The organism is Halogeometricum borinquense DSM 11551, from assembly GCF_000172995.2.
Classification (GTDB): domain Archaea; phylum Halobacteriota; class Halobacteria; order Halobacteriales; family Haloferacaceae; genus Halogeometricum; species Halogeometricum borinquense.
The window spans coordinates 12,634-32,201 of the sequence record NC_014736.1; the positions used below are offsets into that span (position 1 = coordinate 12,634).

Genomic DNA, 19,568 nt, shown 5'->3' on the forward strand with positions numbered 1-19,568 from the left:
AGCCTTCTCTGGGTGATTTGGGAGTGTTTAAGTATTGACGACTGTCTCGGTCCCACAGTACAGTCAGTATCTGACTCCTCCACTCACCGTACTGGCTCAATCTGACGTGACCGGGCCTGACCCGCTCTGACCCGATCTGATTTGACCCTGCCAGACTGACCGACTCGGCCACTCATAATGACAGATAATATCTCACATAAAAGCCGTCGCAAATCTACGGGCCAAGGGTTACTACCCGTGGAATGACTGTATGAGCTATGATGGCTTCTACCAAGGAGTTCGACACCATCCGGCTGGTCTGGACCGACCTGAACGGCGTCGCTCGGGGCATCTCGATCCCGGCGTCAGAACTGGATAACGCGGCCGAAGAAGGCGTCGGGTTCGCAAACGGCGTCGCCGAACTCACGCTCGAACCTGGGCTGCTCGATGATCCAAAGTACGGCCCTCAGCACGGGGATATGATGGCTGTGGCCGACCTCGATTCGGTGACGCCGCTATCGTGGCACGAGAACATGGCCGCCGTCTTCACTGACCTGACCACGGTGGACGGCAAGCGGTTCGATCTCTGTCCCAGAAGCGCACTCAAGTCCGTCGTCGAAGATGTCCGCGACGCGGGCTTTGAACCCTTCGTCGGCGTCGAAACGGAGTTCTCGCTGCTCGCACCGGACGACGACAACGGCTGGGTCCCGTTCAACTACCGCTGTTCGTACGATATGGACGCGCTCGACCAGAGCGCTGACCTGATGCACGCTTGGTCAGATGCGATGAACGCCGGCGGCTACAACGTTCTCGGTATCCATCAGGAGTCTCAGCCCGGCCAGTACGAGGTTAACATCGAGTACGACGACGCGGTTACGACCGCCGACGGGGTCATGTTCTTCCGGCATATGGTGAAGGCGCTCTCGCGGAACGAGGGGCTGAAGGCGACGATGATGCCCCGTCCCCACTCGGGCGAGGACGCTAACGGACTACACTACCATCTCAGTCTCTGGGACGGTGACGAGAACTGCTTTGCAGGTGGCGATGACGCCGAAGACCTCCAGTTCCCGGCGGGCAAACACCCTCACGGGGCTGGAATCTCAGACACGGCACGGTACTTCATGGGCGGCTTGCTCGAACACATGAAGGCCCTGACCGCGGTGTGCGCGCCGACAGTCAACTCCTACAAGCGACTCATTCCGGGTATCTGGGCACCGGTCAACATTGCTTGGGGACCGGACAACCGTTCGACCGTGTTGCGACTCCCGCCGGAACTCGGGCCGGCGACCCGCATCGAACATCGAGTTACCGACAGTGCTGCCAACCCTTACCTCTCGATGGCCGCGACGCTCGCTGCCGGTCTCGACGGTATCGAAAACGAGATCGATCCCGGAGAAGGGACGTTGTCGAATGCCTACGAAGAGGACTACGAGAACCTCCCGCGAACGCTACCGGGTGCGCTGGCACACCTTGAGAACGATGCCGTGTTGCGAGACGCGCTCGGCGAGGACCTCGTCTCCGAGTTCGTGAAGCTCAAGCGCGACGAGTTCGACCGCTACCAGAACCACGTCACCGACTGGGAGCGCGAGGAGTACCGCGACGAGTTCTGAGAGCAACCGACCGGAGAGGGTGTCTCCTGATGGGATACACCGCCATCGGGCCGCGAGATATGGCTCTCCTCACCGTGTCTGCTGACAGTGCGGTTTGAACGAGATTCTGGCTGTTGAGTTGCTACTATCGCATCCCATCAATCGCGGTCTAACTTCTAAGCTCGAATCGTGGGGGCAGAAAGTTCCTATCATCAATTCTGACAACTCTGTCTGTGGTAACTGTCTGTATCTTTTGTCTGTACTAACTAACTGTACTCTTTGTCTGTAACTACGTGTGTCCCGTTTAGATGGTTCTCAGCGTGATTTTCTACTCACTCATAGGTTCGTCTCTATTGTCTGATGGCCCATCTGACGGTTCACTCACACCGCATTATCCGCAACACTAAAATCATAACATATAGTTCATTAATGCGGTCGAACCCGTCCAGAACGAGGCCGGAAGGCAATGGTAGTCGGCAACGGCACAGGACGCGCCGGGGCCGGCTGGTTCCGGTCTACAGAACAAATCTCGGATTGAGTCGTCCAAATCTGTTGTTGAATTCCGTTTCTCGCCGGATAACTAACCGACAGTGGCCCGTTCGCCCATTCGGGGATATGAGACTCACACACCGACTCCGAACGACTGGCATCGTCCTGATAGCACTCACAATCGCTCTCGTTGCCTACAGCGGTGGCGTGGCTGCCCAGACCACTGACGGTGGACAGGTTGGCATTTGCGTTATCGGCGTTGACAGCCCGTGCAACGGTGACCAGTGGGATGGCAATGGATGGAGTGACGGAAACAACCTCCCGAGTCACGACGCACCGTCCAGTGATGTCGAAATACCCGGTGGCAATATCGGTTTCCTGCTGGGGTGACTCTCCATTCGGTTGAATTGCTGCCAATCGCACCCGAACGATCAGGAACCGCGCTCTAGACATCGTTGAGAAACGCTCTCAGTGTATCCCGGAACTGACCACGCGTATCGAGGAGCACGGACACGCACGACGCCCCGATGCGCGTCCTTCGACGCCGTCACCCGCCGTCGCCGCTGTAGAGGGATCCGGCGACTGCCCAGCGACGAACTCACGACAGGATATGGCAGATTACCATCATACTAGCGGCAACTGCCACGATCACGAGTCCGTGTTTGCGTGGTCGATGCCAGATCTCTCACCAGAACTCATCGACGCCTTGATCAGAAACGTAAACGAGACAATATCACTCGCGTGTGAGAACGACGTTGTCGAGTCGGCTCTGATCGAGTCCAGTGCGATACTCACCTCGGATACGGAACTGTGTGAGGTCCGAAAGCACCGCACGGAACTCATCTTCGGTGGCGAACGGGTCTTGTGAGTCGATATTGATCCAGTCGTCGTCCGCCGAAAGCGACACTTCGAACGACGTCCAGTCGGTTTCGGGCTTGGAGTTGTCGCCACGGAATTCGTAGACGAGTGTCATCCCCGAACCGCTGAGAACGATGTCTCCTCCTACCGGAAGGGCAGCATCGAACTGCTGGTCCGTCTCTTCTTGGCGCAGATCGAAAGCGAGCGTGCCCCCATAGAATGCGTCTCGGGGACCGAGGAATTTGAACGGGGCTTGATAGTACCAGGTAACCCCGCCCTTGTCCTCGCTATCACCAATATGTCCACTGGGATTTCCGTCCTCGGAGTAGTATTCGGGAGTGTTGGAGCTCCCATTTTGAGCGATTAGCCAGCCCTCCGCGTCGTCGTCGAAAGTACTCTCGATGCGTTCGGGAACGTCGCCGTCGGAGGCCGGTGTCGCCTTGATCGTCTTTGTGAACTGTTCGTCGCCGCTTTCGTCGTAGATGCCAATCGTAAGGGTGTCTCCCGACTCGTCAACGCTGACCGTCCCGAAGTTGAAGTATCCGCCTTTCGAAAAGAATGCTGTCGGATTGAGTGGCGAATAGAGTTCTTCCGGCGTACTCGGGTACGCACCAAGTGGGCCGGCGACAGCCTCGTAGAATTCAAACTCGCCGTCGTCATTGGGATCGAACCCACTGACCTGCGAGTAATGCACGTCGCCAGCGACGCTGACGACGTTGGCAATCTCCTCGGTATTGATATACGAGATCAGTTCCACCAGTTCTGCTTCGTATCCGGTCCGCTCTGTCGGTGTTGCCCACGTATCGGAGGGCTGGCCAAGGGGTGCTGGGGAGGCGATCACCTTCCATGTCGCGTCGGACGCCGACAGAGAGCTCTTCAACCATTCCAGTTGCTCACGACCGAGTAACGTTTTCTGTTTCAGTTCGAGATTGGGATCGCGGTACTGCCGCGTGTCCAGAACGAACAGTTCGAGATGGGCTCCCCAGCGGAACGAGCGGTACAATCGACTGGCTTCCGTCCCGGTCACCTGCTGGCTTTGGTCGATCGGCCAGTACTCTATGAAGGCCTGCCGACCGGACGGCATCAGCGGTTCGATAGAGCCCGCAAAGTTGTTCTGGACCTCGTGATCGTCCCAAATGCTGACGACCGAGGTTGCTGCAAGCAGGGAGCGAAGATACGTTTGCTCGGCGACTGACTCAGGCGGGACACGCATCTCCTTGTACTTTCCCCGGTAGATGTCGAGCGCATCCGCAAGTGATGTGTCCGAGGTAACCCGACCAGCCGGCGTCTTGGCGTCCGCATAGATGGTGTCACCGTGATAGAGGAAGAAGTCTGGTTGTCGCTCGGCAATCGTTTGGAGGCCCTCGAAGGGTGGGTCTACGGGAATGGGTCCATACCCCCACGTATCACCGCTCCAAGCGAACGTGACTGCCCCGTCGTCGGTTGCTTTGGGTGGGGTGACGAAGGTTCCCTCGACTGTCGAATCCGGCACAGAGGCCGTGTCGCCGTCGGACGTTACTGCTTCATTACTCTCGTCGCTCGTTCCGGCTGTCGCCCAGACGCGGTAATAGTACCGAGTCGCCGGCTGAAGTTCTGTTAGTCGAACGTGTCCGGTGTAATCTGTCGAGTCGGCAACCGTTGTGGTTTGTCGTTGGGTCGAGTCGAACTCGTCGTCAGTACTGTACTGCACTTGTAGTGTCGCCGTGTCGGCTGTTCGTGCCCACACGACAGCAGTCGTCGCGGTAACGTCACCCGACGCGACGCCGTGGGTGAGCGGGATGGTTTGCGTGTTGTTCGGCGTCTCTCCATTCGACTCATCGTCGTCTGACTGTTCGCTACTTGCTTCATTACCATCCGATTCAGCACTCACCGTGCCGGATAAGCCGGCGGCTGCAACTGTTGATGAGCCAACGGCTTGGAGAAAGGTACGGCGATTATGGTCCGATCCGTCTCTGTCGATGCTAGGGTCCTCAGCCATTGTGGCCTCGATACAGAAGGTCGCCGCAAGAGTTGTGTATTTTAATAATTTAACAATATGATTACATTTTCCGATACGTTACCGCCATTCCAGTTCACTGAGAAGCAGACACATTGGGAGTGATCCCAAAACGGGTCGTGTAGTCTCACGGCTACGTGTCTACATCTCCGCGGGGGTGCAACGACAGTTAGCGATGATAGTTGCAGACACAGTGGGATAACAATCAGAGCATCTGGTCACGATTGGATACACTAGTCCTCAACTCTGTTCTCAAGTAGTGGAATGGAGGGTTTTATGTCTGTAAAAACTGATTTCTAACTGTCAGAATGCCTCCCTCCCTCACACGGCGAGCGTTTATCGCCGCCAGCGTAGTCGCGCTCGCAGGATGCAACGACGGTGGCCAGCAGGCAGACGTACGTAGTCCATCAACCTCCGCAGAGGGCACACTCGTCGTCACTGAGAGTTCTCCCACGGCGGTCACGTCTGCGCCATCCGGATCGACGGAACAGACGCCGTCGAGTACGACACCATCTACACAGCCTGTTTTAGAGGTTGGTCGGGATGAGACGCAGACAGCCAGCGATGCAGCATGGTACGACGGAATCGAATGGCACGATGGCGGCCAGCTCATCATCGAATCAGGAGCGGGCCTCGGTCTTACGGAGATATAACTCATGGTAGATATTGAACTCAAGAACGAAGACGGGAAGATTGTCGGATACGATAGCAACGGAAATAAGATACCGATACGCTTTGGAGAGACAGAACACGACTCGGTCACTACAGAGGTATCTCACACGAAACAAGACCCCGTCGTCAACGTCAAAGCGTGGGGTGCCAAAGGAGATGGCTCGACGAACGACACACAGGCCATCCGAGATGCACTATCGTATCTCAAAGAAGAGGGTGGCGGTCGTCTATTTTTCCCAGCCGGAACGTACGTTGTCTGCGAAAACTCGGGTCCGGAGAAAACGTTCGACTTAACAGACAAACCGAATCTAGAGATCTGCGGTGTCGGATACGCATCGCATATTAAAGCAAAAGATGGAGTCGCTGAGGGAGTTGATGCTGGAGTTGTCATCTTCCATGGTGGAGAAAACGCTGATATCCATGATTTACGGGTTGACGGTCGGCGTTCGACACAGGGAAAACTCTCCGGCAGTTCTGACGGAGGTAATTTCGTCCAACTGGGCGCGAACAGTACCTTGCATAACGTCTGGTCAGTCAACTCAACGGGGGATGGCGTCGAAACAGTTGGCGACGGTGTGAGTGTCTCGGATTGTCTCTTCCGCAATAATGAGAAACGGGATATCCATATTCGGGGCTCAAACACTAGTGTGAACGACAATTTATGTGAAAATTGTCAGGAAGGCTTCGCTATCAAAGTCGGTACGGCGACTACCGAGAAGGGGAACATATCAACGGTTGAGATCACAGACAACGTCATCGATAATCCCGTCACTGGCGGAATTAGTATCGGACAGAAGAGCGCATGGGCGACAGACGCGACAATCGTATCGAACCGGATCGTTGATTCGGGGGGCCACGGAATCCGCTCTGAGACCGCGGCCAAAGGCCTCGAAATTGCAGGCAATACCGTTGTGAAGTCTGCGAAGGACGGGATTCATGTGACTGTTACTGAGCGTTCTGCGGCCGACTGTATCCGACCACAAGTTACGAATAACACTGTCAGGGATTCAGGTAACTCTGGGATTGCCGTGTCTAATCTGACACAAGAGCGCGTGAGTGCCGCAGTGGCTTCGCCGCGAATCAAAGATAATGACGTGTTCGGGGCGGGACAAGCGGCGTGCCGAGTCTCGAACACTGACGACCCGCGCATCGACAGCAATACATTCGAAGGATCACAAAAGCAGGGTCTCCACGTTACATCTTCGGTTACACTCTCTCGAGTCCGAATCCGAGATAATGATATTATAGACAACAACCAGGCAGACTCGTCGTTTGATGGCATCAGAACCTATGCCGACAACGCGAGCATCAGCGCGCTCGTTATCCGGGGTAACGAGATTGACTCGGTTGGGGAGCCACAACATCAGAGGGGTATTAGCATTTGGGATGGGGCTGGCAGTTACTCGTCAGTACATCTGCGTGATAACACGGTGATGAATCAAACTGAAGTTGCGTACGGAATCTCTGAAAGTGATTGGTACAGTGTTGTTCGGGGTAACTACCCGTCTGAAGTCGTCGATGTGCGGTCTCTAACGGAGTACGAAGGAAATAAGGCGTATCACGATGGGTCGGGCGAAATGCCGTCTGGGCCTGCGTTTTACGACGTTTATGAGAAGAAGTGGACGTCTCTCGTTGACGGAACGACCTCCATCTAACTTCCACGAGCGCTATTGTGGCGTGCGAACAGATAGCCGAAGATTAGCATGCCAACGAAGCCGCCGCCAAGACTGACTCCGAGAAAGAGTACGTCACCGAAACCGTTCCCAAGGACGGTCACGTACGTACAACTATCAGCCGACGATGCCGAAAAGACCGAACAATATCCCGTTCCTGGCAACAGCCACGAACTCCTTTCGTCTGTGGGGAATTGTTGGTCTCAGAAGTTTCCACACAGCTTGCGTTCACTAGTAGACTAGCTCCCTAACTTTCGACGGTCTGAGGGGATGTATAATCTGATGAAGGCGTCACAGACACACCAGTTTGAGAATAATGCAGTTCACACGGAACGCTCTACTGGTGTCGTATTCGACCCGCTCAGAAATCAACGACGGCGAGATATCCTATCGTATCCCACGAAAATCCTCACGTCTGTTGAGGGAACTGACCAACCAGTTCGTGACTGGGACGAGGCGGCTGGCGACGACCACGTCCGAATTATGGCGCCCGTTCGAACAGACGGCCGACAAATGAGGTGCTGGGCTTGCTCCCAAGACAGCGCACACCGACAAGGTGGGTGACGACCATCTCGTCAACAGTGAGATGGGGCGTGAGCCAAGATACAGACGCAACCGACGACGAATCCACAGGTCCTACCATTCCATGTCCAACGACTTTGATACAGTGACGAGCCGTTCCGAACTTCATGCCCACCCTTACCGCCGCCGACTGCTGATCTGCCTTGACCGCCATATAACCCTCTCGGTAGCCGATATTGCGGACGAATTGGCAGTTTGGGCTCGTGCCTGTCCACTTAGTGAAATACCTGCCGAGGACGTGAAGGACATCTATATGGAACTGTATCACACGCATCTCCCGAAACTAAAGCGTGCCAACGTCATCGTGTACGACCAGGAACGCGATCTCGTTTCGCTGCCAGGATACGGTGCTGATGCAGTAGCCGACCTCCGAATCGTTGATGAGCAGGATACAGACGGATCTGACGATACTGTCCGTTCCTGACGAAACTAGCCGGGATACCTGAGCGTCGTATTCCGAGTCCCGTCCCTGACGGCGTCCAATGATTGATTGAGTTTGCAGACATTGTTTCACTGATGTTCGACAACATACTCGTTCCGACTGATGGAAGCACGTGTGCCGAGATGGCAACCGAGTACGCCACGGACCTGGCATCTCGGTACGGGGCGACTGTTCACGTGCTGTGCGTTGCTCGGATGGTGGGAAGTAGCTATCGGTGTCGCAATGCTCTATAAGCCGTTTGTCCGGGTCGCTCTCTTCTTGCTCCTGCTCCGGATACCAGGAACGGTCTTGGCGTTCGTACTCCTTCCCGACGTGACCTTCATCGAGTTCCCACTGATCCCTACCCCAGAAGGACAGTACTTACTGAAGGATCTCGTGCTGTTTTTCGCTGCGATGGCAATCGGCGGATCCATCCGACACGAGTATTCGTGAGGGTATTCGTACTGATAGAACTACGACGTTCGTTTTGTGACCAAAACAACTTATTACTGATGTCGTCGCCTCCGGACACCCGGCGTGGTATATTTGTGCCCCGCCCACGGAGAGAACGTATGCCTCCCTCCCACGTACTCGTTCCGCTGGACGGATCGCCGCTGGCAGATGAGGCGCTGGCCCACGCTATCGACACGTTCGACTGCCCGGTGACAGTATTAAACGTCGTGACCCCCCTCGACAGTTCGATGAGTGAGGGAGGAATCGTCGGCAACGACGAGTCCCGACGCGAAGCCGCACACGAGCGCGCGAACGAACTCATCGAGACCGCGCGACGACGAGCCGCCGAGTCTGGCCGAAACCTCGATACGGCCGTTGAGATGGGTGAACCCGCCGAAACCATCCTCGAGTACGTCGATGACCACGATGTCGACCACATAATCATGGGCGGTCACGGCGGGTCGCAGAGTGAACTCGTCAGTCGCCTTCTCGGGACAGTCGCCACGACGGTCGTCAGCGAGGCGCCGGTGACAGTGACCGTCGTTCGGTGATGATTACACGCCGAGAAGTGATGCGAACACCCGGTAGATCCCAAATCCGATGGCGACTGATGTGACGAGTGTGAAGAGCCAGAACGCTAGTGTGACTCCGATTTTTCTCCGAGAGACACCTGCCGACCCCCCTGCGAGTCCGCCTCCAATAACCCCCGAGATGATGATATTATTGAACGAGATGGGGATGCCGAGTTCGATGGCGAGTTGTGCGATAATAAATCCCGGGACGAGCGCTGCGATAGAGCGACGAATACCGAGTTGGGCGTATTCTCGGGACGTTGCCTGGAGCAGCCGTGGGGCACCCATCCACGCGCCGCCAAGGATGCCGATTGATCCGAGCGCCGAGAGGACGATTCCCGGTAGCCCGAGTTCGGTCCCGTAGAGGTTTTCGAGAGGCCCTGTGGCTAACCCGACCTGACTCCCGCCGCTAGAGAAGGCAACGACGCTTCCGAGCACGACCAAGAACGTCTTGACTCCTTTATCGACGGAGGCGATAGTCCGACGACGGATATACTGGAAGCTACCGGCTCCGACCAGAACAGTCACAATAACAACTATGGGGTCAACACCGGCGATTGAGGGAGCCGGCATGACACCTGAAACGAATCCAGCGAGAGAGTTCTGCTTGGCTCCTCCCGGAGCGGGAATGACACTCAGTCGAACGTTCGCGACGATACTCCCGACGATGCCAGCCAGCAGTGGCACTCCCACCGTCTCGGGAATGTCGTCCCGTCGTAGCAACGTGGCGGTGAGATACGCCAACGATCCGGAGACCGGGGGAACCAGCATCCAGAATATCGCAATGCGACGGTAGGTGGCTAACGCCGGCGTGCCGCCGAGCGACAACCCTACCCCGACCATCGCACCTGTTGTCGCAAATGCCGCCGGAACCGGATAGCCGGTGTACACGCCGAAAGCCATGAACGCCGTCGCAGTCAGGAGTCCTGCGGTCGCTGCCAGCGAGGTTATAGCGACGCCGTCGATGAGTCCTGCGCCCACCGTCTCAGAGATGCTGCCACCCTGTGCGAGCGCACCCAGTGCAGCGAGGATGCCGATGAGAAACGCGGCTCGCATCGTCGAGATCGCGTTCGCGCCGATTGCCGGTGCGAACGGGGGCGAGTTACTGTTGGCCCCAAGCGCCCACGCCGTACCAAGACTAGTGATCGTCGCGAGCAGGACCAAGATCCAGAACACACTTCCGGTCATCGACGGAGCCGTCTTACGAGACTGTGAAACGTCCGCGCACGCTGTCGGTTGGATGTTCGCTTCCGAGGGCCGTTCCGACTCCCGATCGCAATTAGTTCGGTCCCGGAGATATAGACCATCGTTCACATAACACATTGTGCGGGGAAAAGTACTCGCACAGTTCGTAGTGGTCGTGTTTCGAGTAGCTGACTCTGCGTAAAGCCGAGCGTTTCGGGCCAGCGCCTTTATCTGGTAAGTACCTTCTGCGAGAACTCTCCGGGTCACCTATCTATTGGGTTGATGTCACTCGACAGCTAGCGTCGGCAACTCACTTCCCTTTGGCAACTTTCGGAGGTTCGTAGTTGCGAGTACATACTATTGACCGTAGAAAATCAAATCTGAGTGAAACTCGTCTCCAACTGTGGAGCGATAGCGTGGCGAATAGCGACCCCGGAGATTTACGTATGCACATAAGAATCAGTCGCTATGCCCGCCCATACGCGTCGCCAGGTCCTCACAGCAGTTGGATCTGCGAGTGTTTCCCTTGCCGGCTGTCTTTCACAGTCTTCTCCATCCGAAGGTCTTGGGGATGTCACGGGAGCGTGGCCGATGGTCGGTCGAAACGCCGGGCATACTCGACAGGTCGCTGCGGGGCCAACCGATCCCGAGACTGTTTGGACAACCGAACTAGAGCAGGTTCGAGCCACCCAAACGCCCGCACTCGTTGATGGCCGTTTATACGTCCCGAGCAACGCTGTCTCCGACACGGCGCGCCACCGGTACCGAATCCACGCACTGAGCGCGGCGACTGGCGCCGAGCGCTGGCAGGTCCCGCTTCGGTCGGAACCGAACGCACCGCCCGCCGTAAGTGGGAACCAGATTATCGTTACAGCACGGCGGTCGCTTGAACAGGGCCGCATCGTTTGCTTCCAGAAGCGGGACGGTGACGAGGAGTGGCTCGTTGATGTTAACGCGAGACTCACAGCTCCTCCGACAGTCAACAATGGTATCGTCTACATCCCGGACTGGCGCGGGCGTGTCCACGCGCTGTCGGTGTCCAACGGGTCCGTACTGTGGTCTCGTCTCGTAGACGCGAGTGAATCTGGGCGAACGTTCACAGAACCGGTCGCCGTCAATAATGAGACGCTCTATCTTGGCTCGCAATCGGGCACCACTGGTATAGTCGCTCTCGACGCCACAACCGGCGAAACACGGTGGACGAAACCAACGCCTGCTGTGACTGGCGGTCCAGTCGTACACACGAACGGCATCATTGTACAAAGTCACCACCTCGTCATCGCGTTCGACGCCGATGGCACGTGTCGGTGGTCGTTCAACGCTCCCGGAGACGCTGTCAGACCAATTGCAGTCGATGACCGGCACGTGTACGTGTCTACCCGGAATGCGCTCTACGCAATCGACTGGACGGGGGAGAAAGCCTGGGAGTATGAACCGTCGGGGACACAAGTCGGGATGCCGACAGTGGCCGGCGATACGGTACTCATTCGGGGGAGCAACCATCTGACAGCGCTCTCCAGTGTAACTGGTGAAAAACAGTGGACGACGCATCCGGCGGTCAGTGGACGTGCAGTTGTGACTCCTGAAGCGATTTTCATGTCCGCAGGTGGTGCTGTGATCGCACACGGTGCAACGTGAGATCTCCCACTTCCCCTCCGACAGTGGTCGAATAGGGTAGCAACAAACCGACACCTAACAAGCTATGTCAACGAACGACAGCACAAAGACATGCGCATACACAGCGACAAAAACGGAACCGGAGACCTGGCATGGGGAGAGTCGTTCCGAATGGAATCGGTCGGCTTCGACGTGGGACTGTCCGCATCCAGTCGCCAAACAGTCCCAACTGACTGCCGAGATGAACAGTGAACCGGAGTACTGCCTTTTCCATACCCACCCAGAAAAAATCAAGGACGGAGTTGAATCCAGGGCGTTCGTAACTACAATACAGCAAAGCGATGTTGAATCGGATGCCGTGGCACGACGAAAGAAGCAATTTATCGGTGCCACGTTTGGCTATCTCGAAATCGATGCAGCACTGAAAGAGCAAGACGAACACCGCCTGGGTGCCGATGATGACTACCCGATCGTATTTGATCACGCCGTTTTCAAAGGTGGGCTGTCAGCACAGGACGTCGTCTTTCAACAGCCGATTCGTGCTTGCTACACACAGTTTGACTGCATTGATCGTTCTGAAAGCCATATTCCAGATCTCGGCGTCAGAAATAAATATGCAGTTGATTTTAATGGGGCCGAATTTGCTGGTAGGTACCACAAGGCATATGTTGGCGGTGCGACGTATGAAGCAGTGAACTTTCGCCACGCAGAATTCACAAACGATGGAACTGTCCGATTTGGCGGTGCCGCAGTCACTGCCGACGGGCAAGTGCGATTTGACGGCGTCACGTTTCGGACGGATGGTGGCGTCTCCTTTGCAGCAACCCGCTTCCAAAACGGAGAGTATATCGTTACCTTTCGAGGTAGTAGCTTCACCGGCGACACCGTCTCATTTTCGAACTCCGAATTCCACGGCAGCGGAACGACGGAATTTACGGGCACTACTTTCAACACGCACGTACGGTTCACAGACGCTGAGTTCAATACGACCGGCGGTGTCTCGTTTATCAGTTGTCGATTTAGGGGAAACGCGGGCACCACACTGCGAGGCGCTTGATTTTATAACGACGGATCTGTTTCGTTTGATAACATTAGCTTTGTCGCGGACAACAAGACATGGTCTATATTCGGGATTGCGGTCTGTGAGGAGATACCCGAGAAAAACATTGATTTCCGAGAAATTGAGATCGACAGCGAGTGTGAGATCTCCTTTGCGGGAGCGAATTTTATCGCACCTAGATCTGGCTGGGGCTGGACCAAACGCACTACGGTTACCAGTGCAGATTTCGCAGGTGTGGACCTGTCTGGGGCTGACTGTTCCGATGCAAACCTCACTGGAGTGAACCTCCGGAAGACGGATGTCTCGAGTGCTGACCTGAGAGATGCCACCGTACTGCCAGCGGTTTGTGACGGAGCTAACTTTGCGAAGTCAGTGATGAATACGGGAACTCGGGTCGGCATCGAACACCAACGCGCACTCTTCGGTCGGGGGGTCCGTCAGTGGGGTCGAGATGCAGAAGATCACGACCGCACCGCACGCGGCGTCCATGCACTCCGAGAAGCGGCTGCCGAGAATGGCTTGCGAGGGAAGGCTCGCCGTCTCCGACTCCGAGAACGGAAAGAACGCCGCAGAGAGGCAGGCCGTAGTTGTGTGGAACGGCCATTTGGGATGGCAACACTTCGGAATTGGACTTCCTGGCTCGGATCTTGGCTGGCATCATTTGGAACCGGCTATGGAATCAGTGTCACACGCCCTGCCTTCCTCATGATTGGTCTCATTGCTGTGTTTGCCCTGGTCTATCGTACGGTTCTCCCAACAGCCTTGGAAACGTTCGGTGAGGCAGTCGCGTTCAGCGCGAAAACATTCATTTTGGCTGGACTCGATAGCGCGTTTTCCGCGATGCCGCCCCTCGTTCAGGTGATCTATCTGATTGAGTATCTGTGTGGGAAAATATTCACCGTGTTGATCGGATATATTCTCGCAACTCGAGACAATCCGTGATAGTAACCAGATTCTGCCTGTGAATCATACTTTTGATCCGATCAAAACGCTGGAAAATCGTGACTTGACAGTCCCTCTCTCGTGGTACTCTAGGTGAGTATACTGTGTTCTCTTCTGGCCAGTCGCTTATGCGTAAATACCGGTGAGGATATCATGCTCCCCACCCGAATGCATCACTGCAGCGAGAAATTGACTGTTTTCGTCTGCGTGTAATGGTCGATGGCCTTCTGGGAAGTTTCGCGTCCGATGCCCGACTTCTTGTAGCCGCCGAAGGGCTGTCCTGCCGGGAAGTCGTTGTAGGTGTTAACCCAGATATTTCCGGCTTCGATGTCTTTTGCGCATTGGTGTGCCTTTGTGAGATCCTGAGTCAGGATACCTGCCGCCAGCCCGTAATCGACGTCGTTCGCCAGTTCGATCATCTCATCGTAGTCGCTCCACGTGAACACCTCTTGTACCGGGCCAAAGATCTCCTCCTGAACAGCACGGTTGTTATGGTCGATTTCGTCGATGAGCGTGGGTGTGACGAAACAGCCGTCCGCCAGCGCTTCGTCGTCCGGCTGCGCGCCCCCTGTAAGGAATGATGCACCCGAATCGCGGGCTTCCTCAATGTAGCTCATCGTATTTTTGACCTGCTCTTCGGACACTTTCGGACCGATGTCTGTCGATTCGAGCAGCGGGTCGCCGACGACTAACTCCGCTGCGGCAGCAGCCAGTTCGTCGAGGAATTCCGTTTTGACATCCTCGTGGACGAACAACCGAGATCCCGCACAACAGCACTCACCGGTGTTGAAAAAGATCGCCGTAATCGTCGTCCGGACGGCCTGTTCAAGGTCCGCATCGGGGAAGACGACGAGTGGGCTCTTCCCGCCGAGTTCGAGTGTGATGTCGGTGATATTCTCTGCTGCGCTCTTCATTACCTCACTCCCGACTTCGGTTGACCCGGTGAAAGCAACCTTCCGGATGTCCTCGTGACTGGCGAGCGGCGCGCCCGCCTCTGTTCCGAATCCAGTCACGACGTTGACGACGCCGTCGGGGATGACGTCTCCCGCCTCCTCCATCAGTTTGAGTACGGAGAGAGGGGTTTCTTCGGCGGGCTTGAGAACGACTGCGTTCCCGGCGGCCAGTGCTGGGGCGAGTTTCCACGCGGCCATCAGCAACGGGAAGTTCCACGGGATGATCTGCCCCACAACCCCGTACGGCTCGTTGTACGTCTGAACGCTACGGCTATCGTCTGTCTCGATTGTTTCCCCTTTGTGAGACCGAGCGAGTCCCGCGAAGTACCGGAAGTGATCGACAACCAACTCGATGTCGATACGGGCCTCGGTTATCGGCTTCCCGTTGTCGAGCGATTCCAACTGTGCGAACGCTTCTTTATTGGCTTCGACGCGGTCTGCAATCTCTTGGAGCAGTGCCTGCCGATCAGCGGTCGAGTAGTCGCTGTAGACCGTGTTGTATCCTTTCCAAGCCGCTTCGACGGCATTGTCGATGTCCGCTTCGACACCCGCTTGGAGAGTAGCCAGTGTCTCTCCAGTTGTGGGATCGCGTGTTTCAAACGTCTCACCCGAGGCACTCCTTACCCACTCTCCCCCGATGTACAGTTCCCGGTGTTCGGGGAGTACGTCTTCCGCAGTCTGTGCGTGTCGCTGCTTGATTGCTGACTTTCGCTCTGCTGTTGGTTGGGTGTTGTCGCTTGACATACACTGCTAGTGTTATCTGTTTAGCATAAATAACTTTTCAATAGATGGTCTTGTTGGCTAGTCTGAAGACATCGGTTTTACTCATCCGTCGAGATACGGGAGCGGACTTACAGGGGACATCATGGGCGATCCGGTTAGTATCTGTCCTAACTGCGGAACGTGTGAGCTGCCATAGATCACGAGCGTCCGCTGGTCGTCCGCGTTGGGTACGTTCCAGATGTTCGATGCGATACGTAGATTCCGCTGGGTCCACGCAGTCATGAGCTTCACCATCGTGTACTCGCCCGGATCACTGTTTTCAAACGCTGTCGCGTAGAGTTGTTGATCATTCTGCCAAACGCTCGACTCCGAGTTGAGCATATTCAATCTCTTGTAGTGTTCCAGTAGTGACCCCTCGTTGAGTCGCTGTTGCTCCTGCTCAACGGTTTCACCGATATCGGAGATTGGATACTGAACCGAGTCCGGCTTGATCAAGAGCGACTGCAGCGAACCCGATAGTTGCTGCTTTTCTTCTTCGGTCAGCAGCGCATCCAGCCTCTGATAGTAGTCAACGGCGGCGACAGAGTCGTGACCGAGTTTGTCAGCAAGTCGGAACCCCACCTGAATTATCTCGTCGCTTCTGTCTCTGTCCCATCCAGAGACGGTATCGATAGTCTCGTTGTCGGTGGTGTATGCCGTGTACGCCCTATCGACAATCGACTGTTCTGATGCCACATGCTCAACGGCAATTCTATCCGGGTCCCACGCTGCGAGTCGGTCGGTCAGTGTCTCAAGCTCACGCTGTCGCTGCTCTCCAAGAACGTTCCCAGCGTCGAGCGCATACGCGTTCTGTGTGTCTTCTGGAGTTTGTGCCAGATGACTCGTCCCGAGCAGCATCACCTCTCGTTGGCCGTCCTTTGTACTCGGCCATGGATCAGCAGCAGCATAATCCAGCGTCTTGGGGTCGTCCTGCACTGCGTTACAGCCAGCAAGACCAGCGATAGCAGCAGCGGCAGTCGCTCCGACGAATGACCGTCGATCCATTAGGTTCGGTGCCATATATCGACGGCAGGTTGCAAGTAGATTATATACCGGTGCACGATTGCAGAGCCTGCAACCGCGTGCGTATCGCTGTCCAGTATCTTGCGGATGCATAGAACGTCCGCAATTCGTTTCTGGCGTATTCTGTGCGATGTCGGAGGCGATTCTCCGACGCTCAGCTCAGGTCCGCAGACGAGAACCGCCAGTACCCGATGGCGGTTGGAACGACCGACGTCCGACTGGAAGCAGACGTCGAAGCTGCTCAACAAAACCGTTCTCTGTACCGGCATCTCCTGGTGCTTCAGTTCCAGTGGGTTCCTGACTGTGACACCTTCATTCTCGTGCGGCACCAACAGGCCAACGGGAAGATAACAATGGTGGACGACCGCATAGTGCCGAAAGACCAAACGACCGCGAATTCTAAGTAGTCTTTCGGACAACCGCTCCGTACTTGACGAAGTCACTGTATGACTGTGGGGTTAGACCAAATTGAAACTCGATTTTCATTTCACAGTACTATCGCTGTAATGGTTGAATTTTCCAGTCAGTCACACAGATTCCAGTTCGGCTGGAATACCTCACGCCGTCATTCTCACGTTCGCATGGTTGCTGTATTCAAGTCGGTGAGCGCTGATCTCTTGTATTCTTGGCGTGTCAGTCCTCCACCTCGAATAACGGATTGGGAACTGTCGTCCGCGGCTGTTCACCGCCATCGCCGCTGATACGCATGGCAGTCAGCGGCTTGTGTCCCAGTTTCGGTGCGAACAGCGAATCGCGGTCCGCCGAAACGCGGTCATCAGGGACTGATCCGTCGGCCGCTAAGTTGTCAAACACGTTCTCACAGCACCGTCTGACCAGCGACCAGCAATCAGTTTCGGAGATGGGCTCCGTGGCGGTGAGACGAGCGACTAGTTCTCCCAAATGGTTCTGGAACAAGGCATACCACAACTTTTCTCGGGCCGCTTCGGGATCTCTCGTACAGACGTCAGACCCTGGGTACGGGTCAAAAGAGACATCGAGTCGCGGTTCAAGCAGTCGGACATCACCGAAGTCACTGACGAGTGCACCCGTGGGCTGACCGTTGTCGAACACGACGGCTGTGTTCTGGAGGTGGGCCTCCAGCCCAATTCCGTGCTTTATGAGGAGCGTCAGCGGACCCGGGACGACGGCGTCGAGATACGACGAGAGGAACTGTTTGACGGTCTCATCCCGGTCCATCGTTGCTTCGTTGTCGGCGTAGGTGTCTAAGAGCGCCGCGAGCACTGATTGCTCCCCCAGCGGCGGACAGGAGAGAACGCTCGCAGCCGTCACCGCCTGCTCTGAGTCTCCGACAATCGGATGCGTCGCGGGATGGGGACGAATCAGCGCGCCCAAGTGCCGGACAGCGTCGTACCCGTCCCCATCGGGATGCGGACCATCGGGTGGATAATAACACGCGGCAGCCGGTTCGGAGCGGACTCCGAAGCGCTCGAAGGACTCGTTTTCGCACTTTTGTTTGACGATTCGGCCGAGTTGCGGGCCATCAGCGACGACGTTTGGCGACAGCGTCCGAACGGCGTTCGTCGTCTGGACGCCGATGGCGAGTTTGAGATGGGGCGGCGTCGCAAGCGACGTTTCAGCAGAACTGGGGACGACCGTCCGCAGCGAGAGCAGCGGCGTCGCCGACCGCGAATATTCCGAGATAGGAACGACGCGTCCCGCTTGACAGGCGTCGGCATATCGGTCCGGGACCACGTGTCTGAACTGCCAGGGGTGAACGGGGAGAACGGCGTACTCCTCGCGTCCGTGACCGGCGGGTAGTGACTCGTCAACCGCGGCAGCCAGACCGGGAAACACAGAGTACAGCCGTTCGGTCAATGAGATTCCGTCAGCTGACACCGAAAGTGTATGCGGGTTACGAACAGCGACGAACCGGAGTTGGATCGAGTCGGTAAACTCAGGAGCAAACGATAGCGACTCAGTCGGTGACATGTTGCGCCGAAGCTTTGCACCCGGATGAATCGGATGGCCACCGATCACTAACCGATCAAAGAAAGCCGACGCGTCAGCGGCGGGGCGTGACCCCTGCCCCGTCGGTCGCGGCGTTCGGTCGAGAGTATCCCACAGGACCCGTCGGCCGAGATACGCCAGCGCGAGGTTGGCGACGCTTTCACCGACCTCCGAACGGAAGCGTTCGGCGTCATTGACTGTCGAAAACGCCCCCTGCTGTTCAAGGAGCGTTGCAACCACTTCGGGAGTATCAAGCGGCTCAACACGTCCCTGCCGACAGATCACGGCCCAACTGCCGAACTGGAAGCGGTCAAATGCCCCGTGTGCGAGAACGGGCGCGACGACCGAGGCCCCTGCGTCGGGAAACGGAATCACGAGTAGAGACTCGGCGTCGTCCGAGTCTGGGAGTTGGTCTATAAAAGTTACATCGCGTGCGCCCGGCACCTCGTTGATAGTCGCCGCAATCGAAGCGCCCCCGGCGGTGACCGTCACCGGGTCAGGGATACCCGCCGGAGCGTCTCGCGCCAAGCCACCGAGCACCCGCTCTCGGACCGACCGCCGGGCTGGAACCAACGTACGCCGGTACTCCTCGTCCGGCGGGGTCGAAAGGTCGTACTGCTCGGCGTAGTGATACGCCGCTGGCAGCGCTTCGCGTTCGAGATCTGTCAGCGCCGCGTGGTCAAGGGCGGAACTCTCGTCGGTGCCGTCGCGCCAGAGGCGTCTCGTCATATGGGCAAGTTTTTAGGCTGGCCTAAAAATTGTTTCTGATAGATT

The 19,568-nt window shown here is 56.5% G+C and carries 15 protein-coding genes and 1 pseudogene; 11 read left to right on the plus strand and 5 right to left on the minus strand.

Going from position 1 to position 19,568, the window contains the following annotated elements:
* Positions 1-257 precede the first annotated feature (257 nt).
* Entirely contained in the window at positions 258-1,589 is a 1,332-nt protein-coding gene (locus tag HBOR_RS17365) for a glutamine synthetase family protein (protein WP_006053364.1), read from the plus strand.
* Positions 1,590-2,183: 594 nt separating this feature from the next.
* A complete protein-coding gene (locus HBOR_RS17370; protein ID WP_006053365.1) occupies positions 2,184-2,447 on the plus strand; it encodes a hypothetical protein in 264 nt (87 codons plus the stop codon).
* 343 nt (positions 2,448-2,790) lie between these two features.
* Here the strand turns inward: HBOR_RS17370 and HBOR_RS17375 are convergent, their stop codons facing one another.
* On the minus strand, positions 2,791-4,893 hold the full coding sequence (locus HBOR_RS17375; RefSeq protein WP_013446615.1) for an alkaline phosphatase D family protein: 2,103 nt from the start codon (positions 4,891-4,893) through the stop codon (positions 2,791-2,793).
* A 326-nt stretch (positions 4,894-5,219) separates the two neighbouring features.
* Here HBOR_RS17375 and HBOR_RS17380 point away from each other — a divergent pair, with 326 nt between their 5' ends.
* The 6 genes and pseudogenes from HBOR_RS17380 to HBOR_RS17405 all read left to right on the plus strand — a co-directional run bounded on the left by HBOR_RS17380 (position 5,220) and on the right by HBOR_RS17405 (position 9,263).
* Positions 5,220-5,564 carry a hypothetical protein gene (locus tag HBOR_RS17380; RefSeq protein WP_006053367.1) on the plus strand — a complete coding sequence of 115 codons (345 nt, stop codon included), beginning with the start codon at positions 5,220-5,222 and terminating at the stop codon, positions 5,562-5,564.
* Between the two features lie 3 nt (positions 5,565-5,567).
* Positions 5,568-7,238, plus strand: a complete 1,671-nt coding sequence (locus HBOR_RS17385; RefSeq protein WP_006053368.1) for a right-handed parallel beta-helix repeat-containing protein — start codon at positions 5,568-5,570, stop codon at positions 7,236-7,238.
* Between the two features lie 664 nt (positions 7,239-7,902).
* Complete coding sequence (locus HBOR_RS20680; RefSeq protein WP_013446617.1) at positions 7,903-8,262, plus strand: DUF7344 domain-containing protein; 360 nt, start codon at positions 7,903-7,905, stop codon at positions 8,260-8,262.
* Positions 8,263-8,354: 92 nt separating this feature from the next.
* A pseudogene (locus HBOR_RS20610) lies at positions 8,355-8,420 on the plus strand (universal stress protein); the annotation flags it as partial.
* Entirely contained in the window at positions 8,395-8,712 is a 318-nt protein-coding gene (locus HBOR_RS19545; RefSeq protein ID WP_394295380.1) for a hypothetical protein, read from the plus strand. The pseudogene HBOR_RS20610 and the gene HBOR_RS19545, both read left to right, overlap by 26 nt.
* A 119-nt stretch (positions 8,713-8,831) precedes the next feature.
* Positions 8,832-9,263 (plus strand): universal stress protein, encoded by a 432-nt coding sequence (locus HBOR_RS17405; RefSeq protein ID WP_006053372.1) that lies wholly within the window; start codon positions 8,832-8,834, stop codon positions 9,261-9,263.
* 3 nt (positions 9,264-9,266) lie between these two features.
* Here the strand turns inward: HBOR_RS17405 and HBOR_RS17410 are convergent, their stop codons facing one another.
* Positions 9,267-10,472 (minus strand): inorganic phosphate transporter, encoded by a 1,206-nt coding sequence (locus HBOR_RS17410; RefSeq protein WP_006053373.1) that lies wholly within the window; start codon positions 10,470-10,472, stop codon positions 9,267-9,269.
* Positions 10,473-11,060: 588 nt separating this feature from the next.
* On the opposite strand from HBOR_RS17410, the gene HBOR_RS17415 reads away from it, so the two are divergent.
* The 3 genes from HBOR_RS17415 to HBOR_RS20615 all read left to right on the plus strand — a co-directional run bounded on the left by HBOR_RS17415 (position 11,061) and on the right by HBOR_RS20615 (position 14,088).
* Positions 11,061-12,107, plus strand: a complete 1,047-nt coding sequence (locus HBOR_RS17415) for an outer membrane protein assembly factor BamB family protein (protein WP_006053374.1) — start codon at positions 11,061-11,063, stop codon at positions 12,105-12,107.
* A 220-nt stretch (positions 12,108-12,327) separates the two neighbouring features.
* Complete coding sequence (locus tag HBOR_RS17420) at positions 12,328-13,143, plus strand: hypothetical protein (RefSeq protein ID WP_006053375.1); 816 nt, start codon at positions 12,328-12,330, stop codon at positions 13,141-13,143.
* Between the two features lie 171 nt (positions 13,144-13,314).
* Complete coding sequence (locus tag HBOR_RS20615; protein WP_394295381.1) at positions 13,315-14,088, plus strand: pentapeptide repeat-containing protein; 774 nt, start codon at positions 13,315-13,317, stop codon at positions 14,086-14,088.
* A 173-nt stretch (positions 14,089-14,261) separates the two neighbouring features.
* On the opposite strand, the gene HBOR_RS17430 is transcribed toward HBOR_RS20615, so the two are convergent.
* From HBOR_RS17430 to HBOR_RS17445, 3 genes are all read right to left on the minus strand, one after another.
* On the minus strand, positions 14,262-15,785 hold the full coding sequence (locus tag HBOR_RS17430; RefSeq protein ID WP_006053378.1) for an aldehyde dehydrogenase family protein: 1,524 nt from the start codon (positions 15,783-15,785) through the stop codon (positions 14,262-14,264).
* An 81-nt stretch (positions 15,786-15,866) separates the two neighbouring features.
* Positions 15,867-16,823 carry a DUF5694 domain-containing protein gene (locus tag HBOR_RS17435; protein WP_241432273.1) on the minus strand — a complete coding sequence of 319 codons (957 nt, stop codon included), beginning with the start codon at positions 16,821-16,823 and terminating at the stop codon, positions 15,867-15,869.
* A 636-nt stretch (positions 16,824-17,459) separates the two neighbouring features.
* Entirely contained in the window at positions 17,460-19,523 is a 2,064-nt protein-coding gene (locus tag HBOR_RS17445) for an IucA/IucC family protein (protein WP_006053381.1), read from the minus strand.
* Between the last annotated feature and the right edge of the window lie 45 nt (positions 19,524-19,568).